The sequence below is a fragment of the Pannonibacter sp. I15F10I1 genome (genome assembly GCF_900185665.1).
GTDB classification, from domain to species: domain Bacteria; phylum Pseudomonadota; class Alphaproteobacteria; order Rhizobiales; family Stappiaceae; genus Pannonibacter; species Pannonibacter indicus.
On record NZ_FYAN01000029.1, the window covers coordinates 119,670 to 144,634 of the forward strand.

Annotated in this window: 17 protein-coding genes and 1 tRNA gene; 12 read left to right on the plus strand and 6 right to left on the minus strand. The window is 63.8% G+C overall.

The window, feature by feature from the left end; all coding sequences use genetic code 11:
• Nucleotides 1-2 precede the first annotated feature (2 nt).
• Nucleotides 3-1,139, minus strand: coding sequence for an efflux RND transporter periplasmic adaptor subunit (locus tag IF10I1_RS21420; RefSeq protein ID WP_186392080.1), 1,137 nt, complete (start codon nucleotides 1,137-1,139; stop codon nucleotides 3-5).
• Between the two features lie 216 nt (nucleotides 1,140-1,355).
• On the opposite strand from IF10I1_RS21420, the gene IF10I1_RS21425 reads away from it, so the two are divergent.
• The 3 genes from IF10I1_RS21425 to IF10I1_RS21435 all read left to right on the plus strand — a co-directional run bounded on the left by IF10I1_RS21425 (nucleotide 1,356) and on the right by IF10I1_RS21435 (nucleotide 4,926).
• The gene (locus tag IF10I1_RS21425) at nucleotides 1,356-1,982 is read left to right on the plus strand and encodes a TetR/AcrR family transcriptional regulator (protein WP_208977303.1); all 627 of its coding nucleotides are present in this window, start codon (nucleotides 1,356-1,358) and stop codon (nucleotides 1,980-1,982) included.
• A gap of 50 nt (nucleotides 1,983-2,032) precedes the next feature.
• A complete protein-coding gene (gene xseA / locus IF10I1_RS21430) occupies nucleotides 2,033-3,643 on the plus strand; it encodes an exodeoxyribonuclease VII large subunit (RefSeq protein WP_186392081.1) in 1,611 nt (536 codons plus the stop codon).
• A gap of 128 nt (nucleotides 3,644-3,771) precedes the next feature.
• The gene (locus IF10I1_RS21435) at nucleotides 3,772-4,926 is read left to right on the plus strand and encodes an acyl-CoA dehydrogenase family protein (protein ID WP_186392082.1); all 1,155 of its coding nucleotides are present in this window, start codon (nucleotides 3,772-3,774) and stop codon (nucleotides 4,924-4,926) included.
• A gap of 271 nt (nucleotides 4,927-5,197) precedes the next feature.
• Here IF10I1_RS21435 and IF10I1_RS21440 read toward each other — a convergent pair whose 3' ends face one another.
• The gene (locus IF10I1_RS21440) at nucleotides 5,198-6,610 is read right to left on the minus strand and encodes an FAD-binding oxidoreductase (protein ID WP_186392083.1); all 1,413 of its coding nucleotides are present in this window, start codon (nucleotides 6,608-6,610) and stop codon (nucleotides 5,198-5,200) included.
• Between the two features lie 191 nt (nucleotides 6,611-6,801).
• On the opposite strand from IF10I1_RS21440, the gene fabI reads away from it, so the two are divergent.
• Both fabI and IF10I1_RS21450 read left to right on the plus strand, forming a co-directional pair.
• The gene (fabI, locus tag IF10I1_RS21445) at nucleotides 6,802-7,620 is read left to right on the plus strand and encodes an enoyl-ACP reductase FabI (protein ID WP_050472059.1); all 819 of its coding nucleotides are present in this window, start codon (nucleotides 6,802-6,804) and stop codon (nucleotides 7,618-7,620) included.
• Between the two features lie 201 nt (nucleotides 7,621-7,821).
• Nucleotides 7,822-8,460, plus strand: coding sequence for a histidine phosphatase family protein (locus tag IF10I1_RS21450; RefSeq protein ID WP_186392084.1), 639 nt, complete (start codon nucleotides 7,822-7,824; stop codon nucleotides 8,458-8,460).
• Between the two features lie 10 nt (nucleotides 8,461-8,470).
• On the opposite strand, the gene IF10I1_RS21455 is transcribed toward IF10I1_RS21450, so the two are convergent.
• On the minus strand, nucleotides 8,471-8,728 hold the full coding sequence (locus IF10I1_RS21455; protein ID WP_055455035.1) for a DUF1344 domain-containing protein: 258 nt from the start codon (nucleotides 8,726-8,728) through the stop codon (nucleotides 8,471-8,473).
• A 218-nt stretch (nucleotides 8,729-8,946) separates the two neighbouring features.
• Between IF10I1_RS21455 and IF10I1_RS21460 the strand changes: the two genes are divergently transcribed.
• The 3 genes from IF10I1_RS21460 to ribB all read left to right on the plus strand — a co-directional run bounded on the left by IF10I1_RS21460 (nucleotide 8,947) and on the right by ribB (nucleotide 12,696).
• Complete coding sequence (locus IF10I1_RS21460) at nucleotides 8,947-10,158, plus strand: DUF3095 domain-containing protein (RefSeq protein WP_186392085.1); 1,212 nt, start codon at nucleotides 8,947-8,949, stop codon at nucleotides 10,156-10,158.
• Nucleotides 10,159-10,222: 64 nt separating this feature from the next.
• Entirely contained in the window at nucleotides 10,223-11,305 is a 1,083-nt protein-coding gene (gene aroC / locus IF10I1_RS21465) for a chorismate synthase (RefSeq protein WP_058897894.1), read from the plus strand.
• A gap of 71 nt (nucleotides 11,306-11,376) precedes the next feature.
• A complete protein-coding gene (gene ribB, locus IF10I1_RS21470) occupies nucleotides 11,377-12,696 on the plus strand; it encodes a 3,4-dihydroxy-2-butanone-4-phosphate synthase (protein WP_050472064.1) in 1,320 nt (439 codons plus the stop codon).
• A 461-nt stretch (nucleotides 12,697-13,157) separates the two neighbouring features.
• Here the strand turns inward: ribB and IF10I1_RS21475 are convergent.
• Both IF10I1_RS21475 and IF10I1_RS23035 read right to left on the minus strand, forming a co-directional pair.
• Nucleotides 13,158-13,234 (minus strand) — tRNA-His (locus IF10I1_RS21475).
• A 329-nt stretch (nucleotides 13,235-13,563) separates the two neighbouring features.
• The gene (locus IF10I1_RS23035) at nucleotides 13,564-17,634 is read right to left on the minus strand and encodes a histidine kinase dimerization/phospho-acceptor domain-containing protein (protein WP_186424647.1); all 4,071 of its coding nucleotides are present in this window, start codon (nucleotides 17,632-17,634) and stop codon (nucleotides 13,564-13,566) included.
• A gap of 496 nt (nucleotides 17,635-18,130) precedes the next feature.
• On the opposite strand from IF10I1_RS23035, the gene IF10I1_RS21485 reads away from it, so the two are divergent.
• The 4 genes from IF10I1_RS21485 to IF10I1_RS21500 all read left to right on the plus strand — a co-directional run bounded on the left by IF10I1_RS21485 (nucleotide 18,131) and on the right by IF10I1_RS21500 (nucleotide 22,678).
• Complete coding sequence (locus IF10I1_RS21485; RefSeq protein ID WP_019963236.1) at nucleotides 18,131-18,514, plus strand: phasin; 384 nt, start codon at nucleotides 18,131-18,133, stop codon at nucleotides 18,512-18,514.
• A gap of 311 nt (nucleotides 18,515-18,825) precedes the next feature.
• Nucleotides 18,826-19,350 (plus strand): phasin, encoded by a 525-nt coding sequence (locus IF10I1_RS21490; RefSeq protein WP_019963237.1) that lies wholly within the window; start codon nucleotides 18,826-18,828, stop codon nucleotides 19,348-19,350.
• 462 nt (nucleotides 19,351-19,812) lie between these two features.
• Complete coding sequence (locus tag IF10I1_RS21495) at nucleotides 19,813-20,865, plus strand: Fe(3+) ABC transporter substrate-binding protein (RefSeq protein WP_094462377.1); 1,053 nt, start codon at nucleotides 19,813-19,815, stop codon at nucleotides 20,863-20,865.
• Between the two features lie 136 nt (nucleotides 20,866-21,001).
• Nucleotides 21,002-22,678: an iron ABC transporter permease gene (locus tag IF10I1_RS21500; protein WP_094462378.1), complete on the plus strand. Its 1,677-nt coding sequence runs from the start codon at nucleotides 21,002-21,004 to the stop codon at nucleotides 22,676-22,678.
• A 16-nt stretch (nucleotides 22,679-22,694) separates the two neighbouring features.
• Here IF10I1_RS21500 and IF10I1_RS21505 read toward each other — a convergent pair whose 3' ends face one another.
• Complete coding sequence (locus IF10I1_RS21505; protein ID WP_208977606.1) at nucleotides 22,695-24,890, minus strand: bifunctional diguanylate cyclase/phosphodiesterase; 2,196 nt, start codon at nucleotides 24,888-24,890, stop codon at nucleotides 22,695-22,697.
• Nucleotides 24,891-24,965: the final 75 nt, after the last annotated feature.

Here is a 24,965-nt window from a genome sequence, read left to right on the forward strand (position 1 = left end):
TCTTACTCTCCGGTCGTCATGCCCGTGGCATTGGGCATGATCGTATTGTCGATGGTCACGCTGTTGCCGGCGGCAAGCTTGTTCTGCCCGGCATTGACGATCACATCGCCGGCGGAAACGCCCTTGCTGACCTCGATCTGGGTGCCGAAGCGGCGGCCTGCGGTGACGAACACCTGCTCGACGATCTGCTTCTTCGGCGCATCAGCGGCGGCGCCTTCCTCGGGCTTGGCATCGACGACGCGGAAGACGTAGGTGCCATAGAGGCTCTGCACCACCGCCGTCTGCGGCAGGGCGATGACGTTCTCCTCGGCCGGCAGGACGACGTCGACAAAGGCGAACTGGCCGGGGCGCAGCAGGCCTTCCGAGTTGTCCACTTCCGCCTGCAGCGAGACGAGGCGCGACTGCGGATCGACCTTGGGGTCGATGCCGGTGATCTTGCCGCGATGGCTGAACTCGCCTTCCGTCAGACCTGCCTTGATTTCCTGGCCGATGCTGACGAGCGGCAGCTGCTGCTCGGGGATGGTGAAATCGACCTTCATGACCTTGAGGTCCTGCAGGGTGGCGATGACCGTGCCGGGCTGCAGATACTGGCCTTCGTCCACCCGGGCGATACCGATGGTGCCGGAGAAGGGCGCGACAATCTTCTTGAGGTTGATCGCGGCCTGAACGCGCTCCAGCTGCGAGCGGGAGGCATCCAGCGCCGCCGTCGCATTGTCGAGATCCGAGGTCGAGCTGAAGCCGCGGGTGTTCAGCGCAGAGGCACGGCTGAGCGCCTGCGCATCACGTGCCTCGTTCGCCTTGGCGGCGATCATGTCGGCCTGTTCGGTTTCGTCATCAAGCTGCACCAGCAGCTCGCCCTTTTCCACGTCCTGGTTGGACACGAATAGGATTTCCTTGATGATACCGGAGGTTCTGGCCGGGACATCCACGCCCTGACGCGCGCGGATGGTGCCGATGGACTGGATCACGGGCTCGACCCGCTCCGGCTCCACGGTCAGCGCCGAGATGGTGATCGGCGGGCGCGGCTGTGCGAAGAACGCCTGGATCATCCCCGCGCGGAAGTTGTCGAACCACCAGGCGCCGTATCCAAGGCCACCTACGATCGCAATGGCAATAAGCCCGATAATGAAACGTTTCATCTGTTTCCCGGTCATGCGGCGAACCGGCCGCTTTCTAATGCGACTGCCCCCCACAGTTTCCTGCCGGGCTTTGCCGCGGATAGTATCGCTGGAGCGAAGGATTTTCGATCACTCTTTATAGGGGTAATCACCAATCTGCGCTCATTGGCTTGCAAACTTTACCGTCCGGACGGTAAAGTCAAGATGACGCAATGCGGAAAATGACAAGCAGCGGCGGTGAATGTGACTGAAGTGCAACAGGGTTCAAGACAGGCAAAGCGGGAAGCGACACGGGAGCGGCTCATTGATGCAGCCGTGGAACTCGTCTACGCAGAAAGTGCCCGAAAACTGTCGCTTGAGGCCGTTGCCGAAAGAGCTGGCGTCTCCAAAGGCGGGCTGCTCTATCACTTCAAGTCCAAGTCCGATCTGCTGCGCGCCATGGTCGAGCGGCATATGGCGATGGTCAGCAAATCGGTCAGCGAGGCTTTTGAGGAAACCTTGCGCGACAGCAAGCCCAATGCCCTGATGCGGGCCTATCTGATTGCCGTGGCGCGGGACGTCTGCCCCTTGAGCGAACCGCCTGCCGGAATGCTTGCCGCCATTGCCGAGGAGCCGGAGCTGCTGGCCCCGGTCAAGGCGCATCACGTCAGCCTTGTCCGCGAAATCCGCGCGACCTGCGAAACGCCCGAGCTTGCGGAGATTGCCTTCCTGGCGATCGAAGGCGTCTGGCAACTGATGATGTTTTCCGTCTGCCCGTTCTCGGAGGAAGAGATACTTCAGCGGCTCGACCGCCTTTCCGAGCTGCTGGCCAATCCTCCGGCCGCATTCACAGGCAATCGGGAGCAGGACGCCCCGCGCTCTTGACCCCGGCTGCCCGTCCGTCCACCTTGGCGCCAACAGGCAGGACGAGTGGCGTGACCGAAGCATCCCCGAATTCCAACATCGCCGAATTCACGGTTTCCGATATCTCCTTTTCCATCAAGCGCACGCTTGAGGATGCTTTCGGCTATGTGCGGGTGCGCGGCGAACTGGGGCGCATCTCGCGGCCCGGCTCCGGTCATATCTATCTCGACCTCAAGGATGACCGGTCGGTGCTGTCCGCCGTCATCTGGAAGGGTGCCGTTTCCAAGCTGAAGATCCAGCCGGAACAGGGGCTGGAGGTGATCGCCACCGGCAAGGTCACCACCTTCCCCGGCCAGTCGAAATACCAGATGGTCATTGATGCGCTGGAACCGGCGGGTGCCGGGGCGCTGATGGCGCTGCTGGAAGAGCGCAAGCGCAAGCTCGCAGCCGAAGGCCTGTTCGCACCCGAGCGCAAGAAGCCGCTGCCCACCCTGCCGCGTGTCATCGGCGTCGTCACCTCGCCCACCGGCGCGGTGATCCGCGACATCCTGCACCGCATCTCCGACCGCTTCCCGCTGCATGTGCTGGTCTGGCCCGTGCGCGTGCAGGGCGAAACCTGCGGGGCGGAAGTCGCCAACGGCATCCGCGGCTTCAACGCCCTGCCCGAGGGCGGGGCCATTCCCAGGCCGGATCTCATCATCGTTGCCCGTGGCGGCGGCAGCCTTGAGGATCTGTGGGGCTTCAACGACGAAGCGGTTGTCCGGGCTGCTGCCGAAAGCGCCATCCCGCTGATCTCTGCCGTGGGCCACGAGACCGACTGGACGCTGATCGATCTGGCCGCAGATCTGCGCGCCCCGACGCCTACGGGCGCGGCCGAAATCGCCGTGCCGGTGAAGGCGGAGCTGATGGCCTCGCTCAATGATCTGAACCGCCGCCTTTCCGCCGGGCTCTTGCGGCTGGTGGCCAGCCGCCGGACGGAGCTGCGCGCTGCTGCCGCCGCCCTGCCCGCCCCGCGTGACCTTCTGGCCCTGCCGCGCCAGCGCTTCGACTTTGCTGCAGGCAATCTGGAGCGCGGGCTGTCCGTCAACACCCGCGCCCACCGCACCCGGCTGATGCGCGCCGAGGCTCTGCTCACGCCGCTGACGCTGGCCCGCCGCACCACGCAGGCCCGCGACCGGCTGACCGGTCTGGAAGAGCGGCTGGCCCGTGCCCTCACCGTTGCCATTGCCAGCCAGTCGCAGCGGCTCAACGCCGTCTCCGGCCGCCTGACGCCCGCTCCGCTGATCCGACAGATCCGGCTGGGGCAGGAGCGGCTCGGCACGCTCTCCACCCGGCTGGGCCGCACCGGCCAGCAGCTGACACAGGAGCGCCGCGCCCGGCTCGACAGTCTGTCCAAGCTGCTGAAGTCCCTGTCCTACAAGGATGTGCTGTCACGCGGCTATGCGCTGGTGCGCGCTGCCGATGGCCAGCCACTGCGCAACCCCGCCGATGCCCCCGCCGGCACCTTGCTCTCCATCGAACTGGCAGGCGGGCAGCTTGCTGCCGAAGTGGTGGAAGGTGACGGCCCCGCATCTTCTTCCGCCAGCAGCAGCACCGTGCCGCCTGCAAAGAAGCCCCGCGCCGCCAAAGCCGCCGCGTCGAAGCCGGATGCACCGGCTTCCAGCCAGGGCAGTCTGTTCTGAGGGCAAAGATCCCGGGTGAATTTCGCAGGGCTGTCCGCCCTTTGGAGGGCTCCCGGCCAATGGACAGGCTCTGCCCCCTTCGCTAGCGTGCCCGCAGGATCCGGCCTCATTGCGGGAGCAGAAAAGCCATGCATTTCGACCTGACCGAGGAACAGAGCCTCATCGCCGAAACCGCCCGCAAACTGGCGGCAGACCGGCTGGCGCCGCTGGCCGAAACGCTGGACCACGGCGGCGGACGCGAGGCGTTTCTGGAGAACCTGAAGGTTCTGGCCGAAAACGGCTTCATGGGCCTCAATGTACGGGGCGATTACGGCGGCACGGAAGCCGGTACGCTGGCCTTTGCGCTCTCCGTCGAAGCTCTGGGCCAGGCCTGCGCTTCCACCGGCGTCACCGTGTCGGTGTCCAACATGGTGGGCGAAGTCATCCAGGCCGTCGGCAACGAAGCCCAGCGCGCCGCCTATCTGCCGAAGCTGACCGATGGCACCTATGCGGCCGGCGGCTTCTGCCTGACGGAAGCTGGCGCCGGCTCAGACCCGGCCGGCATGAAGACCCGCGCCGTGAAGGACGGGGACAGCTACATCCTCAACGGCGCCAAGCTCTACATCACCTCCGCCGAATATGCGGGCGTCTTCGTCGTCTGGGCCGTCACCGATCCTGCCGCACCTAAGGGCAAGGGCATTTCCTGCTTCCTCGTTGAGGCCGGGACGCCGGGGCTCATCATCGGCAAGGCGGAAAAGAAGATGGGCCAAACGGGCTCAGCCACCAACGAGGTATTGTTTCAGGACTGCCGCGTGCCCGTCTCTGCCCTGATGGGGCAGGAGAACCAGGGCTTCCGCGTTGCGGTGGGAGAACTGGCGGGCGGGCGCATCGGCATCGCCGCCCTGTCGCTCGGCATTGCGCGTGCCGCCATGAGCGCGGCCAAGGCCTATGTGAAGGAGCGCCAGCAGTTCGGCGCACCCCTGTCGGACATGCAGGGCATCCAGTGGATGATCGCCGACCGGGAAACCGAACTGGAAGCTGCCCGCCTTCTCATCATGCAGGCCGCATGGCTGAAGGATCAGGGCCGCCCCTTCGCCCGCGAAGCCTCCATGGCCAAGCTCTTTGCCTCGGAAGCCGCCCAGAAGGCCACCTACACCGCCCTGCAGCTCCATGGCGGCGCCGGCTACATCAAGGACTACCCGCTGGAGCGCTACGCCCGCGATGCCCGAATCACGACGATCTACGAAGGCACCAGCGAAATTCAGCGCCTCATCATCGCTCGGGAAACACTGAAGGGGATTTGAGGGGCAGAGATTGGCGGAAAGGCACGCGCCTCTCGTCCTCTCTCCGTCTTGCCATGGCTTGACCATGGCATCCACCCCGTTTCCCATCAGCCTGCAAGGCCTGTGACGGGATGAATATCCGTCCCCGCCGGACTCCCTGGATAGGCAAGGGCATGGATGCCATGGTCAAGCCATGGCAGGACGAAAATGGGGAGGCTTGCAGCCCACCACAGGCCCACCGGAATGCGGCCGGCCGGTGTCACGAAACACAGGCCAGCCCCACTCATTCACCTTACAGCACACGTCCCGGATTGAGGGTGTTCTTCGGGTCGAAGGCGGTTTTGATGCGCTGCATCAGGTCGAGCTCCAGCTCGCTCTTCACCTGCTTCATCAGATCGCGCTTCAGGCGGCCGATGCCGTGTTCGGCAGAGATCGAGCCGTTGAACTCGTGCACGATGCCGTGGACCAGTTCGTTCATCTCGTCCCAGCGCGCGATATAGGCTTCCTTGTCCGCGCCGATGGGCTGACTGACGTTGAAGTGGATGTTGCCATCGCCCAGATGGCCGAAGGGCACCGGGCGGCAGCCGGGCACCATGGCCTCCACGGCGGCAATCGCCTTGCGGAGGAAAGCCGGGATCGCAGCAACCGGCACGGACACGTCATGTTTGATCGAGCCGCCCTCCGCGCGCTGCACTTCCGACATGCCGTGGCGGATGTGCCAGAAGTCGTTCACCTGCTGCAGGCTTTCTGCGAAGGCCGCATCCTCGACGACGCCCTTCTCGAAGGCTTCGCCCAGAATGGACTCCAGCAGGTCGCGCACGGGGAAGGCTTCGGTGCCGGAGGAAAGTTCCATCAGCACATACCAGGGATGGCTGCCGGACAGCGGATCGCGGGCGCCATTGAGATGGCGCAGGCAGAACTCCAGGCCGACGCGCGGCATGATTTCAAAGCCGGTGAGAATCGGTCCGGCCTGCCCCTTGGCGAGCGAAAAGAGCTGCAACGCGTCTTCCGGGCTCGCCAGACCAACGAAGGCGGCTTCCAGCTTCTTCGGCTTGGGGAAAAGCTTCAGCGTGGCGGCCGTGATGACCCCCAGAGTGCCTTCGGCGCCGATAAATAATTGTTTCAGATCATAACCGGTGTTGTCCTTGCGCAGGGCGCGCAGGCCATTCCAGATGTCGCCGTTTGCCATCACCACTTCGAGGCCGAGAACCAGATCGCGGCTGTTGCCATAGGCCAGAACCGCGGTGCCGCCGGCGTTGGTGGAGAGGTTGCCGCCGACCTGGCAGGAGCCCTGCGCGCCGAGCGAAAGCGGGAACAGCCGGTCGACCTTTTCCGCCTCGCGCTGCAGCGCTTCCAGCACCACGCCGGACTCCACCGTGATGGTGAAACCGTCCGGATCGACGTTGCGCACCTTGTTGAGCCGGCCGAGCGAAAGGACGATCTCATCCCCGGATTCCTGCGGGATCTGGCCACCGACGAGGCCGGTGTTGCCGCCCTGCGGCACGATCTTGAGCCCCTGCTCATCGGCATAGCGCAGCACCGCGCTGACCTCTGCCGTCGAACCGGGACGCAGCACCATGGGCGTCACGCCCTGATAAAGATCGCGCCACTCCACGAGGTAGGGCGCCTTGTCTGAGGCAGCAGTCAGAACATTGGCAGCGCCGATGATTTCGGCAAAGCGGGCGGCGTGGGCAGTATCGGCCATGACGGGCTCCCTGAAGGTCCGGCCCCGGCAGGGGCAAAACTGACGACAGCGCGCCGCTATCATATCGCAGGCCGCCGGTCCAGCCGGAGCTTTGCCACAGGCGCGGCAGCAGACTTGAAGCGGGGAACCGCGTGTGCCATAGGAAGCCAGCCCGCCGGGCAGACGGTTAAGGAAGTCATCTGGAGAAAAACATGGCGGAAACGCACGGACTGATGAAAGGCAAACGCGGCCTCGTGATGGGCGTTGCCAACAACCGGTCGATTGCCTGGGGTATCGCCAAGGCCCTCTCGGATGCAGGCGCTGAAATCGCCCTCACCTACCAGGGCGAGGCCCTTAAGAAGCGCGTCGAGCCGCTGGCCGAACAGCTGGGCGCCATCGTCGCCGGCCATTGCGACGTCACCGACGCTGCCAGCATTGACGACGTGTTCGCCCATCTGGAAAAGACCTGGGGCAAGCTCGACTTCCTCGTCCACGCCATCGCCTTCTCCGACAAGGAAGAGCTGACCGGCCGCTATGTGGACACCACGCCGGGCAACTTCGCCCGCACCATGGACATTTCGGTCTATTCGCTCACCGCTGTCACCCAGCGCGCCGAAAAGCTGATGACCGATGGCGGCTCCGTGCTGACGCTGACCTATTACGGCGCCGAAAAGGTGATGCCGCACTACAACGTCATGGGCGTTGCCAAGGCGGCTCTGGAAGCCAGCGTCAAGTATCTGGCGGCAGACCTCGGCCCGCAGAACATCCGCGTCAACGCGATCTCCGCCGGTCCGATCAAGACGCTCGCCGCCTCCGGCATCGGCGACTTCCGCTACATTCTGAAGTGGAACGAATACAACGCCCCGCTGCGCCGCACGGTCACCATCGAGGAAGTGGGCGATGCGGCCATGTTCCTCCTGTCCGACCTTGGCCGTGGCATCACCGGCGAAGTGCAGCATGTGGACTGCGGCTACCACGTCGTCGGCATGAAGGCCGTGGACGCACCGGATATTTCGGTGGTCAAGGAGTGATCTTCAGGTCCGGGACCTGAAGCAGGATTGAAAGGGCACCCCACCGGGTGCCCTTTTTGCATTTGGACTACCCGCATTCCGGTCTCGCAAAATTTACCGGGCCGCTTCCGCCGGGCACATGCCTCGTTTACAAAGCCATGGCATTCTCGCACAGCAGCATCCAGTGCCCCGCCCGCTGCGTATCTTCCCGAAAGAGACCTTATGGCCGACCTCACCGAGACCGGAACGCTCCGCATGAAGCTGCAAGTTTCCACACTGCTCATCTTCATCCGTCACGGCCAGACCGACTGGAACGCGGAAGGCCGGATGCAGGGCCAGAAAGACATTCCACTCAATGACACAGGCCGTAGTCAGGCCCGCCGCAACGGCAAGGCATTGGCCTCGTTCCTGGCGCATGGGGGCATTGATCCGGCGGAACTGCGCTTCATCGCCTCGCCCCTCGGCCGCACCCGCGAGACCATGGATCTGATGCGCGAGGCCATGGGCCTGCCCGCCGGAGGCTATGAGCTGGAGCCCCGCGTCAAGGAAATCACCTTCGGAGATTGGGAAGGGCGCACCCTTGAGGAACTGGCGGCGAGCGATCCCGAGCTTGTTGCGCAGCGCCGGTCCGACAAGTGGGGCTTCGTGCCGCCGCAGGGCGAAAGCTACGCCATGCTATCGCAGCGAATCAGCGGCTGGCTGGCCGAGCAGACGGCGCCCTCGGTCTCCGTCATCCATGGCGGCGTGATCCGCGTGCTGCGCGGCCTGCTGGAAGACCTGCAGCCATCCGAAATCCCGAGGCTCGATGTGCCTCAGGATGTTGTCTATCTGTGGAAAGACGGAAAGCTCAGCCTGATCTGAGAGGCTGCCCTCAGCTTTCGATCTGCAGATCGTAGAGCTTCCGCTGGCCGCCCTCGACGTCATAGAAGACGCGCACCTTCTGGCCCGGCTTGATGTCATCGACGAAGAAATCCACCGGGAAGGTGTAGGTCGTCCCGTCGGTCATGGTGATGGTGGCGGTGTCCACGTTGATCTGGGCGATCTCCCCGGTCGCTTCGTCAGCGAGAGCTGCCGAACTTACCAGCCCAAACAGGCCAAGGGCGATCAAACCTGCACGCACATGCTTCATTCTCTTCTCCGGTCTCTCGGCGGGTGCCGGCCGCTCATGGCAGGTTCGCCATGGGTAGGGCATCCGAAGGTTTGGCCGTCCAGTCCTTGCCCGCATTCCATGACCTGCCTATGTCAGCATGCGAAGCACCGGCACGACTTTAAGCAAACCTGTAAGGGAAACTGAAGGCGTTTTCTTGGCAGGATCGGGATATCACCGGAGGAAGGCATGGCACCATCATGAAAATCGGCGCAGAGACCGGCAGTCCCGCGAGTTTTTATGCCCTCCTGCCGGCCTTCACGGAGTTTGCCGGTGTCGCCGATGCAGGCGGCTATGCCCCGGTTCCCGATGACTGGATCGTCTGCATCGCCGACATCCTGCAGTCCACCGCAGCCATTGCCGCCGGGCGCTACAAGGATGTGAACATGGTGGGTGTGGCGGTGATTTCCGCCCTCACCAACAAGCTCGGCGTCGATCAGGTGCCCTTCGTCTTCGGCGGCGATGGTGCCACCGTGCTGGTGCCGCCGGAAGCGCGCGGCGTTGCAGCCGAGGCGCTGGCCGGTGTCGCCCGGCTGGCCGGACAGGTCTTTGCGCTGGATCTGCGCACGGCGCTCATCCCCGTCAGCGTGTTGCGCGCCCGTGGCACGGATGTGCTGGTGCGCAAGTTCGAGCTGAGCCCCGGCAATTATCTGGCCATGTTCTCCGGCGACGGGCTGCAGCTTGCGGAAACCATCCTGAAGGATCCGGACGCGGTGCGCCCCTTCCTCTCCGGCGTCGAGGCCCCTGCCGATCCCGATCTCACCGGCTTTTCCTGCCGCTGGGAGCCCCTGCCCTCCCGCCATGGGCAGATGGTCAGCCTGATGGTGCGGCCAGCCACGACGAGCGATCCGGCAGCGCTCAAGACCCTGATGAGCGGCCTGCGCCAGGCAACGGGCAGCGACCCGCAGGCAGCGCAGATGCCGGAGGCCCCCGTCACGCCGCAAGCCCTGTCCCTGCGAACAGCTCCGGACACCCTGACCCGGGAAGCCAGACTGCTCGGCGGCGGCAAGCTCCGCCTGAAAGAGGTGCTGAAGATCATTCTCGGCGTGGCCGCCGTGCGCTTTTCCCGCTGGACCGGCTGGGCCATCGGGCCGCTTAAACCTTCAGAATACATGCAGGACATGCTGACCAACACCGACTACCGCAAGTTCGATGACACGCTGCGGCTGGTGCTGGACCTGAACGAGCAGCAGATCAACGGCCTCAAGGCGTTTCTGCAGGCGGAGTTCGCTGCCGGGCGCATCATCTATGGCCTGCATCAGTCAGACACCGCGCTGATGACCTGCCTTGTCTCCGACATGGCCGGGCGCCAGCACGTGCATTTCGTGGATGGCGCCGATGGCGGGCTCTCCGTTGCCGCAAGGGCCTTCAAGGAGCGGCAGCAGCAGCTTCAGGACGCGCAGGCCATTTGACCGCGGGGCATTTCCCACCTAAGACACTGGCCCCAGAACTGTTACGATCAGCCACAGGCTTTCCATGTCGCACAATTCCTTCGGCCACCTCTTCCGTTTCACCACCTGGGGCGAAAGCCATGGGCCGGCGATCGGCTGCGTCGTGGATGGCTGCCCGCCGCTGATCCCGCTGACGGAAGCCGACATTCAGGGCTTCATGGACAAGCGCAAGCCCGGCCAGAACCGCTTCACCACCCAGCGCCGCGAGCCGGACGAGGTGAAGATCCTCTCCGGCGTGATGGTGGATGAGGATGGCGTGCAGAAGACCACCGGCACGCCGATTTCCCTCTATGTGGAAAACACGGACCAGCGCTCCAAGGACTATTCCGAGATCAAGGACCGCTACCGTCCCGGCCACGCCGATTACACCTATGATGCTAAATACGGCATCCGTGACTACCGTGGCGGCGGCCGCTCTTCGGCCCGCGAAACCGCCATGCGCGTTGCCGCCGGCGCCGTTGCCCGCAAGATCATCCCGAATGTCACCATCCGCGCCGCGCTGGTGCAGATGGGCCCGCACAAGATCGACCGCAACAACTGGGACTGGGCGGAAGTGGACAACAACCCCTTCTTCTGCCCCGACGCGAAGATGGCAGCGTTTTACGCGGATTATCTCGACGGCATCCGCAAGGCCGGCTCTTCCGTTGGCGCGGTGATAGAGGTGGTGGCCGAAGGCGTGCCTGCAGGCCTTGGCGCCCCGCTCTATGGCAAGCTGGACCAGGACATCGCCAGCGCGCTCATGTCCATCAACGCGGTGAAGGCCGTGGAGATCGGCAACGGCTTTGATGCGGCGAGCCTGACGGGCGAGGAGAACGCTGACGAAATGCGCGCCGGCAATGCCCGCCCGCTGTTCCTCTCCAATCACGCTGGCGGCATTCTGGGCGGCATTTCCTCGGGCGAGCCGATCGTGGCGCGCTTTGCGGTGAAGCCCACCTCCTCCATCCTCACCACGCGCCAGTCGGTGACGCGGCAGGGGGACGAAGTGGATGTGATGACCAAGGGCCGCCACGACCCCTGCGTCGGCATCCGCGCCGTGCCCGTGGGCGAGGCAATGATGGCCTGCGTGCTGGCGGACCATTTCCTGCGCCATCGCGGACAGGTTGGATAATCTTTCAGCGACACTGAAAACAGGATGTTCTTTTCCTTGCGGCTGAAAGCGCGATGCGCTAGCGTCAGCGCATGAGACTAGATCATTGGCTTGCAGCAAACGGAGAAAGCCGCAGCGCATTTGCGCGGCGGGCTGGCCTGTCACCGGCTTCGGTGACGGCTCTGTGCAACGATCCCGGCGCCTGGGTATCGCGTGACATGGCACGCAAGATTGCCGAGGCAACCGGCGGCGGCGTCACGCCCAATGACTTTCTCGGCCTTTCCATCACCAAGGAGCATCCCGTGTCCCAGGCCCGTGTAGCCGAAGCGATCCGTGCCTTTGAGCGCGGCGAAATGGTTGTCGTCACCGATGACGACGACCGCGAGAACGAAGGCGATCTGATCGTTGCCGCCACCAAGGTGACGCCGGAGCAGATGGCCTTCATCGTGCGCCACACCTCCGGCATCGTCTGCGCGCCGATGACCCTGGCCGCCGCCAAGCGCCTGCGCCTTGACCCGATGGTCTCGAACAATGACGCGCCGCTGTCGACCGCCTTCACCATTTCCGTCGACTACCGCCACGGCCTGACCACAGGCATTTCGGCGGATGAGCGCTGCGCCACGGTGCGCGGACTGGCGAACCCGAATGCCGGACCGTCCGATTTCGTCCGCCCCGGCCACATCTTCCCGCTGATCGCCAAGGAAGGCGGCGTGCTGATCCGCTCCGGCCATACGGAAGCCGCCGTGGACCTGTGCCGCCTGGCCGGGCTCGAGCAGGTGGGCGTCATTTCGGAACTGGTCAACGATGACGGCACCGTCAAGCGCGGCACGCAGGTGGCCGAATTTGCCGCCGAGCACGACCTCAAGATGGTGTCCGTGTCGGATCTCATCGCCTGGCGCCAGCGCACGGAAAAGCTGATCGAGCGCGTCAACGAGCAGCCGATCCAGACCGTGGCAGGCCCCGCCTATGCGGTCACCTATTCCACGCCCTATGACCCGATGCACCATGTCGCCATCGTCTATGGCGACATCCTCGACGGGCGCAGCGTGCCTGTGCGCCTGCAACTGGAGTCGGTTCTGGACGATGTGTTCGGCGCTGCCCAGCCGCTCGACGCGGTGATGAAGAGCTTTGCGGACCGGGGGCGCGGTGTCATCGTGTTCCTGCGCGAGGGCTCGGTAGGCGTTGCCCGCCAGTCCCGCCGCCAGCGCACGGATCTGGAAGCTGCCGAGTTTGAAGAGCACGGTTCGGCGCAGGTGCGGCAGGAACAGTGGCGCGAGGTTGGCATCGGCGCGCAGATCCTCAAGGATCTCGGCGTCACCTCCATCCGCCTCCTCTCCTCCCGCGAGCGCCACTACGTCGGCCTCGAAGGCTTCGACATCAAGATCGAAGCCACGGAAATACTGGAAGCCTGAGGCTTTTCGGAAGACACATCAGAACGCCGCAGCTTAGCCCTGCGGCGTTTTTTGTTGCGAGGTGAGGCCTTGCCTCTCAACACGCTCACGCTGTCGTCCCGGACGCAGCGAAGCGGAGATCCGGGAACCACTCACTCGCAGAGCGGTCAGGTTGTTGCGAAGCGCAAAGGCGCTCGGCGGAGCAGAAGCAGCAATGCCGCTACTATACCAAGGCTCTGAGATGCTGACGCATCACGCCTTGAAAATGCTCAAGCGCCGCACGGGCTTAACCAACGCTCGATGAGTCAATCTCATCGAGCGTTGGCCTTGCCCGGACGGGCAACACGGCAATTCTCTGGAAATGAGTAGACCCCGGATCGCGCTGCGCTTGTCCGGGGCGACGCAGGAGTGGGAGGCAGCGCACTGAAAATGCGGAACGCCGCCGCAAGGGCGCTTCATACACATGATCAATGGAAAACAAGTGGTACAGACGGGTGGATTCGAACCACCGACCTTCGGAGCCACAATCCGACGCTCTAACCAACTGAGCTACGTCTGCACGGGCTGAGAGGGCAAGCCTCCCGCATCAGCGCTTCCGAAAGTTCGAGGCCCTTGGCCAGCAAAACAACGGCGCGGACCGTCAGCGCTGCGGTCCGTCTTTGCAAGCGGTCTTCTAATCGAGCTTTCCTGCGGCGGCAAGCAAAAAAGCAGCGTCATCAACATGGAGGCGCCTGCCCTGTGGGCAAGCCGGACAAGCCGCAGACCTGCGGAGCTCCATTTCCCTACACAACCGCTACCTCTCCTGCGTCATCCCGGATCTCCGCTTCGCTGTCGTCCGGGAAGACGAAGGAGAGGTATTCAACACCATCGCTCAGTTGCAAGGTCAGGTCACTCTGCCAGCACGCGCTGGGGCGGGAAGATGACTTCCACCAGCGTGCCCTGGTCCGGCACGCTGTCGATGCGGAAGGCGGCGCGGTTGGCCTCCACCAGCGCCTTGGTCAGCGGCAGGCCAAGGCCGGTGCCGCTGCCGGGGCGGGCGGTGTGAAGCTGGCGGAAGGGCTCCAGCGCGGCGGCCAGATCCTTGGCATTCATGCCCGTGCCCGTATCGCGCACCCGCAGCGCCACCTCGCCCGTGGGCTCCAGCGCCGAGGACACGATCACCTGCCCGCCGGAGCGGTTGAACTTGATGGCGTTGGACAGAAGGTTCAGCACGATCTGGCGCAGGGAGCGCAGGTCCGCCACCACATTGGGCACCGTGACCGGCAGGCTGGCGCGGATGATCACCCGCTCCCGGTTCGCCTGCGGCTGCATCAGGGCCACGCATTCGCGCACGATCTCGTTGACGGAGACGGCGGCGAAGGTCAGGTCCATCTTGCCCGCCTCGATCTTCGACAGGTCGAGAAGATCGTTGATCAGGCTCATGATGTGCGAGCCGGACGTGCGGATATCCTTCAGATATTCCTTGTAGCGCTCGTTGCCGATGGCGCCGAAACGCTCCTCCATCATCACTTCCGAGAAGCCGATTATGGCATTGAGCGGAGTGCGGATCTCGTGACTGATCTTGGCAAGGAAATCCGACTTCTGCGAGCTGGCGGTTTCCGCCTGGCGCTTGGCCTTGGTCAGTTCTTCCTCAGCCGCCTTCCACTGGGTGATGTCGCGCAGCACCGCACAGAACTTCAGCGTATCATTGCCCTGCCCCAGCCGGCCGATGGTCATGAACAGCGGAATGAGCCCGCCGGAGGACACCCGGCCAATCACCTCGCGCCCGTCGTTGAGCACGCTGGCCACGCCGTTGCGGGACAGGCCATCAAGATAATCCAGGGCCGAGCGGTGGCTCTCAGGGGCGAGAAATTCGGTCAGCGGCGCACCGGTGATATCGACGCGCGCGGCCCCGAACAGCGCTTCGGCAGAGCCATTCGCCTTGAGAATGGTGCCGAACCGGTCCAGCAGCAAGACGCCGTCCGTCGCCGTTTCGAGGATCGTGTCCATCTCGGCAATCTGCTCGCGGGCACGGGCAAGCTCCCGCTCCACATGCGCCGGAATGGCAGAGGGCTGGGCGGCCACGGCAGCAGCAGGCGCCGGAGACGCCTCGCCGGCCGGCGGCTGGCGGCATTCGATGATGGAAACCATCAGCCCGCGCCCGCCATTCCACGGCACGGTGTGCATGCGGGCAAAGACCGGCTTCAGCCGGCCATCGGCCAGCCGCAGCTTCATGGTCTCATCCAGCGTGCCTTCCAGCCGGTCACCCGGCAGATGATCGGGACCGGCAAACAGCGCCTCGAAGCCGCCTGCCTCGTCCAGAGCTTCCAGATTGGGATAGCCGAGCAGCGCCAGCAGCGTCTCGTTGGTGTAGAGCACCTCGCGGTCGCGGACGATGGCAATGCCGATGGGCAGCCGGTCCAGAAGGCGCGGATCGACGGGGGCGGCAGGCGGGGCGACCGGACGCAGCCGGGCAGCGGCCTCCGCAATCTCCTCTTCCGTATCGTCATCAAGGCCGAAGTCACCTTCAAGCCTTGCGCCCAGCGCTTCGGCAATCTTGCGGAAGGCCGCCCGCTCCGGCTTGGTCAGGCGCGAGGCATCCACCGGCACCACGCGGGTGGGCTTGCCGGTGAAAGGCACGACGCGGCTGTCGGGACGCGGCTGGGCGGCAGGTTCAGGCTGAGGTTCGGCAACGGCAGCCGCTTCACCTTCCGGTTCTGGCTGCGCCACCGGCTCTGCGGTGGCAATCTGCATCGCCTGTTCCAGCGCTGCAAAATCATCCGCCGCAGGGGCTGCCTCTGCAGCCTCGCCGGCAACGCTGTCACCGGCCTCGTCAGCCACCGGCGCCGGAGCTTCGTCCTGCCGGACGTCAGCGTCCTCTTCAAGGGCAGGTTCGTCCTGAGCTTCGGCAGCTCCGGTTTCAGAAGCCGCTTCAGCGTCAACCTCCGCCTCAACGACGGTCACGTCTTCAGCGGCGTCAGCGGCCTCTTCCCCGGCTGCGAAACCGGTGTCCGGCAGAGCCAAAGCCTCCGGGGCTGCGTCCTGCACCGTTGCTTCCGGCTGCGGGACGGCCTCTTCCGGCGCGGCCTCGGCGGCCGTCTCTTCCGAGAGGGGGTCTTCCACTTTCTGGCGGTAGGCACGCGGCTCCGCACTGGCCGCTGCATTGGCGGCTTCACGGGCCGCAGCCCGGCGCTCGACAGCGGCATCAAACTCACGGGCGAGCGTACGCACCGCCTTCTCGATTTCCTTCGGCTTCAGCGGCTGATCACCGGTGATACCGACCTTCGGCGCATCGCCAAAAAGATCCGCTTCACGCGGCGCATCCGCCTTGCGGGCCGCGGTCGTTGCCTTGATATCCTCGATCCAGCTGTGTGCCGCAGATGCTGACGCTACGGCCAGCGGACGCGCATCTTCTTCAGGCGCATCATCCTCTTCGGGCTGATCAGTCTCCGGCGCCATCTCCTCAGCGGCGGAAACGGCTTCAGGTTCGGACGCAGCTTCAGGCTCGGGCTCTATGGCCTCGTCAGCAACGGGACCGGCATCTTCCGCCTCGTCTTCGGCCCCGGCCTCATCAGTCAATTCCGGCACGCGCGCAAGAATGACTTCCGGCAGAGCCTCGACAGCTTCCACCTCAGACGTCAGGTCAGCAACTGGAGCCGTTTCAACGGCGGGTTCTGCGGCGGCAGGCTCTACGGCGGCAGGCTCTGGGCTTTCAGCGGCTTCCGTTGCCAGCGGCATGGCCTGCGCAGGTGCCTCCGCCTGAGGCTCTGCGTCGCCAAGGCGCACCACGCCAAAGCCGCGATAGCCTTCAAAAACGCGCCGGCGGTCAAAGGCAGGCAGTGCCGCCATATCCACCGGCACCCGCAGACGCCCGCCATCGACGGGCCAGTCCAGCGTCTTGCCGCTCCAGGTGTCGCGTCGCAGCAGGGCACGGGCAATGCTGCCGCGCGGATCAAGGCCAAAGCGTTCGGCAACCTCGGACCAGGTCATGCCGGTGATGGCGCCTGCATCCGGGCCAAGCGCATCGGTGAACTCCGGCGAGACAAAGGTAAAACGCTGGTCCACATCCATCTTCCAGGCAAAACGGACGGAGCGCTCCCGGTGCTCGAAACGCGCGGGCGTTTCAGCTGCCGGGGCATCTTCGACGGGCGTTTCAGCGGCTTCCGTGACGGGCGGCCCGGAAACAGTCACCGGCTCTTCAACGGGCTGCGGAGCGGCAGCCTCTGCAGCCTCTGCAGCCTCTTCGGGCGCTGTTTCCCCGCTCCGGGCATTCTCTTCTGCGGTCAGCTCAACGGCCTCAGACCCGCCAGCCTCAACTGTGGCAGCTGCCGTCTCAACCTCATCCGGGGCATCAAGATCCAGTGGCTGGTCATCAACCAGCATCAGGCTGCGGCCATCGGCAAGCGGCAGGCGCAGGGCATCGTGAAAGGCGCCCGCAATCATCAAGGTGCCAGTGTCCGGCTCGAACCCCGCCGCCTCTCCGGCCGTCAGCCTCGCGCCAAGCACCCCGGCAGCAGCCAGAACAGTGCCGTTTGCGTCCAGCATGAAGGCGCTGTGCTCCGGCCCCTGCAACAGGCTGGCATAGGCCGCCAGCGCATCGCCCGGCGCCTCGGCCCCATCGACGGCAGCAATCAGGGCGCCGTAGCTGCCGTCCGGCAGTTCCAGCCGCTGGCACTGGCAGGTGAGCAGAATGGCGCGCAGGCCCTTGTAGAAGCGCAGCCGCTCCAGCACCGGCTTGCCAACCGGGCCATCAGCCGCGATCCGCGCCAGATGCGGGCGCGCCTGGGAACGCTCAAGTCCCGGCACCTGCCCCAGGTCTTCGGCGGAAGAGGCATCAAAGAAGGCCGCGCCTGCGGCATTGGCCCACAGAATGCTGTCCGCCGCTGCGTTCCAGATCCATGCTGGACGGCCGGAGCCTGCCAGCCGTGCCACCGGGGCCAGGCTGCCGAGCTCCAGAAAGGTCGTCAGGTGCTCGTCCATGGGTCAACTCCACTACGCCGGAAAGGAACCTGCGAACCCGGACGGTCTCAGGCCAGCAAAAACATGCGTGGTCAGCCGGGGCCTTTCGGTAAATATCTAGTTAAATACCGTCAAAGCCAGCCAGCGTCCACGCCAGAGCCCCCAATCGCAGGAACGGCCTTGCCTTGTGGTTAATCCGGAGGCGTCATCCGGCTGCGTCCACGGCCTTGTTATCTCAGGGTAAACAAGACCATAACACCGGTGTTCCAATTTGAACGCTCTGCCCGGCGGCCGTGCAACGCAGGACAGCTGACACTACACGCTCTGCGGGAAATTCCGTATTTTTCAAACCCGTGGGACGCGAGACTTGCCTAACGGCGCCCCCGCGTGTTTTGATCCTTCCACGGGGACATCGTGCAGTGCAGATGGAAACCAGTCCGCAGACCTCAGGGAGTTGCGGCACTGCGGCATCAGGCACTTGCGCCCCGCCGAGTGAAACACAGGGGAGTGATACCACATGGCTGCGGACAAGAACACGTTCGAGATTCCCGATCAGATGCGCGACTTTGCCGAGAAGAGCGTTGATCAGGCCCGCAAGGCCTTTGACGACTTCATCTCCCTGACCCACAAGACGGTTTCGAATGTTGAAGGCTCCGCCACAGTGGTGCAGTCCGGCGCATCCGACATCAACCGCAAGACCCTCAGCTACGCCGAAGAGCACGTGGATGCGGCCTTCCGCTTCGCCCAGCAGATGGTGCGGGCCAAGGACGTGGAAGAAATGATGAAGCTGCAGCAGGACTATCTGCGCCGCCAGATGGAACAGCTTGGCGAACAGGCGCGTGACCTCAGCGACACAGCCACCCGCGCCGCTCAGGACGCCGCCAAGGCCGTGAAGGAATAACAACACACCGCCCGCGCCTTTCAGCACGGAACCAGCCGGTTTCCGGATTGAAGGCCTGGGCGCTCCCGCTGCGGAACTCTTTGGCTCTTGCCGGGTTCCTTGCACAGAAGATCCCGTACCAGCTCTTGCAGCGATGCAGGAGACGCTATGGCTTACCGGATTTTTGTGCAGTGCAAAATAATATTGCAATGCAGCAAAACCTCACCTATATTAAGCATGCGGATGACGAGGGCGGGGCCATACGGGCCTGCCGCCCTCATGCCGGGTGCGATTGTCACGTGATCGACTCCGGCCCAAGCAGGAGATGACACATGAGCGAAATGTTGACGCCGGAGACCCCGGCCAAGGCTGCGCCGAAGGCGCGTGCCACCAAGACCACCAAGCCGGCCACTGCCGCTTCCCCCTTTGCTGAATTCGAGGCTTTTGCCATGCCCAAGATCGAAGTTCCCGCCATGGTCCGTGAAATGACCGAAAAAGGCATCGAACAGGCCCGCGACGCCTACACCAAGGTGAAGTCCGCCGCAGAAGAGGCGACCGACCTGCTCGAAGACACCTTCGAGACCTCCCGTCAGGGCGTTGTCGAGTTCAACATGAAGGCTCTCGACGCTGCCAAGACCAACACCGACGCCACCTTCTCCTTCATCAAGGACCTGATGTCGGTGAAGACCGTTGCTGAAGCCATCGAGCTGCAGTCCACCTTCGCCCGCCAGCAGTTCGACACGCTGAGCGCCCAGGCCAAGGACATGCAGGAATTCGCGACCAAGCTGACCACCGACGTTACCGCGCCGGTCAAGGAAGCTGTCGAGAAGTCCTTCAAGGACCTGAAGGCAGCCTGAGGCAGCCTCGCGCGATGGCCTGACGCTTTCAGGCCAGGCTGAATTCAAGCCCCGGACGCTTCTGCGTCCGGGGTTTTTCTTTTCACGCTTTCGTGATCCGCCTTCCGCACCTGCGGCAAAGGGTCTGCAACCTGCTCTCAGGGCCTGCCCGGAAATCCACGGGACACAGGCCTATGGCGGCAGCAGATATCGCTGCGGCACCTGCATTTTCCAAAGGTTAGAGGGACGGGAAGCCTGAACGCCTCCCGCGCGCATCCAACCGCGGGTTGAATGCATGACAAAGGCAGCCTTGCCGCTCCGAAGAAAAGGGGAGTTTCAGCGTCCACTTTTAGAATCATTCTAACTTATTGATTTAATAGACTTGTTGACATACAGGAGTTTAAAACTCATATTTCGCGCGCCTCAGGTGGCCGCCTGAGACAAGTTATGCGGAATGTCATTTCTGCAGACCGGAGGATTACAATGAGACTGACGAAGATGAATTCCCTTGCCCGCACCAGCCTGCTGGCAGCACTTCTTGCTGCAACCGCTTCCACGGCTGCTGTCGCCGATGGCGAGGTGAACATCTATTCCTATCGCCAGCCCACGCTTATTCAGCCGCTGCTCGATGCCTTTACGGCAGAAACCGGCATCAAGACCAATGTCATCTTCGCCAGCGAAGGCCTGGAAGAGCGCATTGCGGCCGAGGGTGCAAACTCCCCCGCCGACGTGCTGCTGACCGTTGACATTGGCCGCCTTGATGGCGCCAAGCAGGCAGGCATCACCCAGCCGGTCGTTTCGGAACTGGTTGCCAACGATATCCCGGCTGCATTCCGTGATCCGGAAGGCCACTGGATCGGCCTGACGTCGCGCGCCCGTATCGTTTATGCCTCGAAGGACCGTGTCGAACAGGACACGATCACCTATGAGGAACTCGCCGACCCGAAGTGGAAGGGCAAGATCTGCACCCGTTCGGGCCAGCACGTCTACACCATTGGCCTCGTCGCTTCGATGATCGCCAACAAGGGCGCTGAAGAGACCGAGAAGTGGCTTGTTGGCCTGCGCGACAATCTCGCCCGCAAGCCGGCCGGCAACGACCGGTCCCAGGTTCAGGGCATCATGAATGGCGAGTGCGATCTGGCGCTTGGCAACACCTATTACATGGGTGCCATGATGAACAACGAGAAGGAGCCGGAACAGAAGGAATGGGCAGCCTCTGCCAAGATCCTGTTCCCGAATGCCGCTGACCGCGGCGCACATGTCAACATCTCCGGCGTCGTGATGGCCAAGCATGCGCCGAACAAGGACAATGCGGTCAAGCTGATCGAGTTCCTGACCACCGGCCAGGCCCAGAAGATCTACGCCGAAGCGAACTTCGAATATCCGGTCACCCCGGGTGTGGAGCCGTCCGATCTGGTCAAGTCCTGGGGCGAATTGAAGGCTGACAGCCTGCCGCTCTCGGAAGTGGCGAAGTTCCGCAAGGAAGCCAGCGAACTGGTCGACAAGGTTGCCTTCGACGAAGGCCCGAAGTCCTGACCGCCTGACCTGGGCTGATCAAGAGGGGTGCCGGAAGATTATTTCCGGCACCCTGCTTGCATTTGCCGTCCCGTGATGTGCTATGACGCGGCGTGAAGATGCCGGTCCATCCAGAAGAGCCCCGACAAGAGCGCGCATGAACGCAGCCCCCAGAAAAGACCGGATCTGGCTGATCTCAGCCATTCTTTCCGCTGTCCTGATCCTCATGCCTGTCGCGGCGCTGTTCCTGATGGCGCTGGAGTCTTCCGGTGGCAACTGGAGCCATCTGTTCTCCACTGTCCTGCCGCGCGCCCTGCAGACGACCGCCCTGCTGCTGCTGGGCGTGGGCGTCCTGACCGGCGTGACGGGCGTCATCACCGCATGGCTTGTCACCATGTGCCGATTTCCCGGACGGCGCCTGTTTGACTGGGCGCTGCTGATCCCGCTGGCTGTGCCGACCTACATCATCGCCTTTGCCTATGTGGACGTGATGGCCTATTCCGGCCCCGTGCAGAGCACGGTCAGGGCCATCTTCGGCTTCCGGACGGCACGGGACTACTGGTTCCCGGAGATCCGCTCGCTGGGCGGCGCCATCTTCGTGATGAGCGCGGTGCTCTACCCTTATGTCTATCTCTCGGCCCGGGCGAGCTTTCTGCTGCAATCCGCCAGCGCACTGGACGTGGGGCGCACGCTGGGAGCCGGGCCGCTGCGGCTTTTCCTGCGTGTTGCCCTGCCGCTGTCGCGTCCGGCCATTGCCGCCGGCATCGCCCTTGCCCTGATGGAATGCCTCAACGACATCGGCGCCGTCACCTTCTTCGGCGTGCGGACGCTGACCTTCTCTATCTACGACACCTGGCTGAACCGCTCGAACCTTGCCGGAGCCGCGCAGCTTGCCTGCGCCATGCTGATCATCGTCGTGATTCTGCTGGCGCTTGAGCGGCGCGCCCGGCGGCATCTGCGCTTCGACAGCAGCCGGGGCAAGCACCACGCCCCGGCGCGTTACCAGCTCACCGGCCCACGCGCGCTGCTGGCCATAGCCGTCTGCGCCCTTCCGATTGTGCTCGGCTTCATCGTCCCGGCGAGCATGCTGGCCGGCCAGGCGTTCCGCCGCCTTGAACAGGCACAGGATCCGGCATTCCTGCTGGCGGTGCGCAACAGCGTGGTGATGGCGCTCATCGCCTCCAGCCTCATCACCGGCCTTGCCATCACGCTTGTCTATGCAGCCAGGCTGCACAAGTCGAAGCTGCTGTACATGAGCGGCCGCATCGCTTCAATCGGGTATGCGGTGCCGGGCACCGTGCTTGCCGTAGGCATCCTCATTCCGCTCGCCAGCCTCGATAACGCCATTGACGCTATGATGAAGCAGATGTTCGGCTTCGGCACGGGCCTGCTGCTGATCGGGTCCGGGACCGCACTCGTCTACGCCTATCTCTGCCGTTTTCTCGCGGTGGCGCATGGACAGGTGGAAGGCGGCTTCGGCAAGATTTCGCCCAACCTCGACATGGCAGCGCGCACGCTGGGGCGCGGTTCAACGCGCATTCTGGGCGAAGTACACATGCCGCTGCTGCGCCCGGTGCTGCTGTCGGCGCTGCTCATCACCTTTGTTGACTGCATGAAGGAACTGCCCGCAACGATCCTGCTGCGGCCGTTCAACTTCAACACCCTGGCGACGAGCGTCTACGAAGCGGCATCGCGCGAGGCCTTCGAGGAGGCAGCCCTGCCGGCTCTGGCGATCGTTGTAACAGGGCTTGTTCCGGTGATCCTGCTGGCCAGCACCAGCGCGCGCAGCTTCCGGCAGAGCGTCAGCAAGCGGGGGCTTGCAGCGGCGCCTTGAGGAGAGGGCCCATCCGTCAGGCCGCGTGAATGGCAGTCCCGCCGGCGTTTTCCATCGGCACAGTGGAGGACGAGGCCAGGGCGGGCAGATCTTCACACCCCTCCCCCTCATGCGCGGCCCGCCACTTGATGAAGGTCTCAGCCGCCATCGGCTTGCCGAGCAGATAGCCCTGCACGGTCTTGCAGCCGGACAGGCGCAGGAAGTCGAGCTGGAACTCGGTCTCAACCCCTTCTGCCACCACGTCATAGTCAAGGCTCTGTGCCATGGCCAGAATGGTCTGGACGATGGCGCGATTGCTCTTGTCCTCGCCAAGGCCGGCCACGAAGGAGCGGTCGATCTTGAAGGTGTCGAAGGGCATGCGCTGAAGATGGGCAAGGCTGGAATAGCCGGTGCCGAAGTCATCAATGGCAAAGCGGATTCCGGCCATGCGCAGGCGCTCTGTAGCACTGCGCACCCGCTCCGGATCGGCCATGGCGACGCTCTCCGTAACTTCCAGCTCCAGAAGCGAAGGCGGGAAGCCCGTCCGGTCCAGAATCTCCAGCACGCGTGAGGGGAACTCCGGCCATTCCAGCTGACGCATCGAGACATTGACCGCCAGGGACAACCCTTTGCCCTGATCAATCCACTCCCGCCCCTGACGGCAAGCCAGCTCAAGTATCCTGTCGCCGAGGCGCAGGATCAATCCGGTTTCCTCGGCAATGGCGATGAAAGCTGCCGGTGTCAGCAGCCCGCGCTCCGGGTGGTTCCAGCGCGCAAGAGCTTCCGCCCCCGTGACCTCGCCGGTCGCCGCTGAGACTTTCGGCTGGAAGAACACGGTAATCTGCCCGGCTGCGAGCGCCATTGGCAATTCGGCTTCCAGAGCGAGCCGTTCCTGCGCTTTCACATCTGCAGCGATCTGGCCAAAAGTGAAACAGCTGCTCCCCCCTGCGTTCTTGGCAGCGTACATGGCAATGTCAGCATTCTTGAGAATTGCGCTGAAATCGCGCCCGTTGGACGGGAAGTTTGCTATCCCGATGCTCGCGCCGATGGACAGCTGCAGCCCGTTCACATCGCAAGGCTCTTCCACGGCTTTCAGGATTTCAGCTGCCAGCGCCAGAATCTCGTCCCGCCTGTCCTCCCCGGCAGGATAGATCAGCGCAAACTCGTCACCGCCCAGCCGCGCCAGATAGCGGATCTGCATGCCGTAGCCCGCCGTAAACCCGGTCTCGGAACGGCCGAAAGTCTGCAGCACCGCTTCAAAGCGGGAGGCCACTTCGCGCAGGAGAATATCGCCGCACTCATGACCGTAGCTGTCATTGATGCGCTTGAACCGGTCAAGGTCGATGAACATCACCGTCAGCGGCCGCGGGCTGCCATCGGCCTGCCGCATGTAGCGGGCGAAATGCTGGCGGAAAGCTTCCCGGTTGGGCAGGCCGGTGACGGAATCGGTGAAGGCCAGCTTGTTGATCTGCTCCATGTTGGAGCTGATCTCACTGACCATGTCCCTGTAAGCGCGGGCCAGAACGCCGATCTCGTCGGTGCGCTCGACCGGGAACTTCACATCGAACTCACCTGCACTCACCTGATGGGCGATGGAAGTCAGACGCTTGATCGGCTTCAGGAAGCCATTGCCGAAATGCAGCAGCACGGGAACGGCAACAGCCAGGAGGCAGACCGACACAATGGCATTGCGCAGCCAGATGCTGTGCAATTGACTGGTGATCGCCGTCCGCTCTGCCGAAACCAGCACGGCGCCTGCCACCGTGCTGCCATCGGCGGACCAGACCGGCATGGCAACCGAAATGCGCCCTGTCTCGACAAGTGTCTGATCCTCCTTGGCGGAATAGGCCGCCAGAAGCAGCGGACTGATCTCCTGCTGCTCGAAGATCCCGGTCTTCGGGTCAGAATCGACAAGGATCGTCCGGCGCGGGTCCCAGACATAGGCCTGCTGCACCAGACCGCTGGCTGCGATGCTTTCAAGCTCCTGGGAGAGGATCAGATAATGGTGGTTGGCCAGTTGCGGCACGGCGAGCCGGCTGACGGTGGCCCCGATCGAGTGCACGTGAGCAACGGACTTGGCCTGCTCGTCCTGATAGTCAAGGACGCTGGCCGTCACCAGTGTAATTGCGGTCAGACACGCAAACAGCAGCACCACGAACAGCGTAAACCGCATTCGCAGCCCAAACCGCTGGCCCGTTCGCCGCTTCCACGCCATGCCCAGTGCGAGTGCCATCGTTCCCCGGCCAATCCCGTCGCATTACCCAACCCCACAAGTCGCATGATCTCACGAAAAGTTATCATTGCGATT

Excerpts from the sequence above, each read along its gene's own strand:
- IF10I1_RS21495 (WP_094462377.1), top strand. The coding sequence starts at position 19,813 with ATGAGACTGACGAAGATGAATTCCCTTGCCCGCACCAGCCTGCTGGCA.
- IF10I1_RS21435 (WP_186392082.1), top strand. The coding sequence starts at position 3,772 with ATGCATTTCGACCTGACCGAGGAACAGAGCCTCATCGCCGAAACCGCC.
- IF10I1_RS21420 (WP_186392080.1), bottom strand. The coding sequence starts at position 1,139 with ATGAAACGTTTCATTATCGGGCTTATTGCCATTGCGATCGTAGGTGGC.
- IF10I1_RS21455 (WP_055455035.1), bottom strand. The coding sequence starts at position 8,728 with ATGAAGCATGTGCGTGCAGGTTTGATCGCCCTTGGCCTGTTTGGGCTG.
- IF10I1_RS21505 (WP_208977606.1), bottom strand. The coding sequence starts at position 24,890 with ATGGCACTCGCACTGGGCATGGCGTGGAAGCGGCGAACGGGCCAGCGG.
- IF10I1_RS21500 (WP_094462378.1), top strand. The coding sequence starts at position 21,002 with ATGAACGCAGCCCCCAGAAAAGACCGGATCTGGCTGATCTCAGCCATT.
- IF10I1_RS21460 (WP_186392085.1), top strand. The coding sequence starts at position 8,947 with ATGAAAATCGGCGCAGAGACCGGCAGTCCCGCGAGTTTTTATGCCCTC.
- IF10I1_RS23035 (WP_186424647.1), bottom strand. The coding sequence starts at position 17,634 with ATGGACGAGCACCTGACGACCTTTCTGGAGCTCGGCAGCCTGGCCCCG.
- IF10I1_RS21490 (WP_019963237.1), top strand. The coding sequence starts at position 18,826 with ATGAGCGAAATGTTGACGCCGGAGACCCCGGCCAAGGCTGCGCCGAAG.
- aroC (WP_058897894.1), top strand. The coding sequence starts at position 10,223 with ATGTCGCACAATTCCTTCGGCCACCTCTTCCGTTTCACCACCTGGGGC.
- IF10I1_RS21450 (WP_186392084.1), top strand. The coding sequence starts at position 7,822 with ATGGCCGACCTCACCGAGACCGGAACGCTCCGCATGAAGCTGCAAGTT.
- IF10I1_RS21485 (WP_019963236.1), top strand. The coding sequence starts at position 18,131 with ATGGCTGCGGACAAGAACACGTTCGAGATTCCCGATCAGATGCGCGAC.
- IF10I1_RS21440 (WP_186392083.1), bottom strand. The coding sequence starts at position 6,610 with ATGGCCGATACTGCCCACGCCGCCCGCTTTGCCGAAATCATCGGCGCT.
- ribB (WP_050472064.1), top strand. The coding sequence starts at position 11,377 with ATGAGACTAGATCATTGGCTTGCAGCAAACGGAGAAAGCCGCAGCGCA.
- fabI (WP_050472059.1), top strand. The coding sequence starts at position 6,802 with ATGGCGGAAACGCACGGACTGATGAAAGGCAAACGCGGCCTCGTGATG.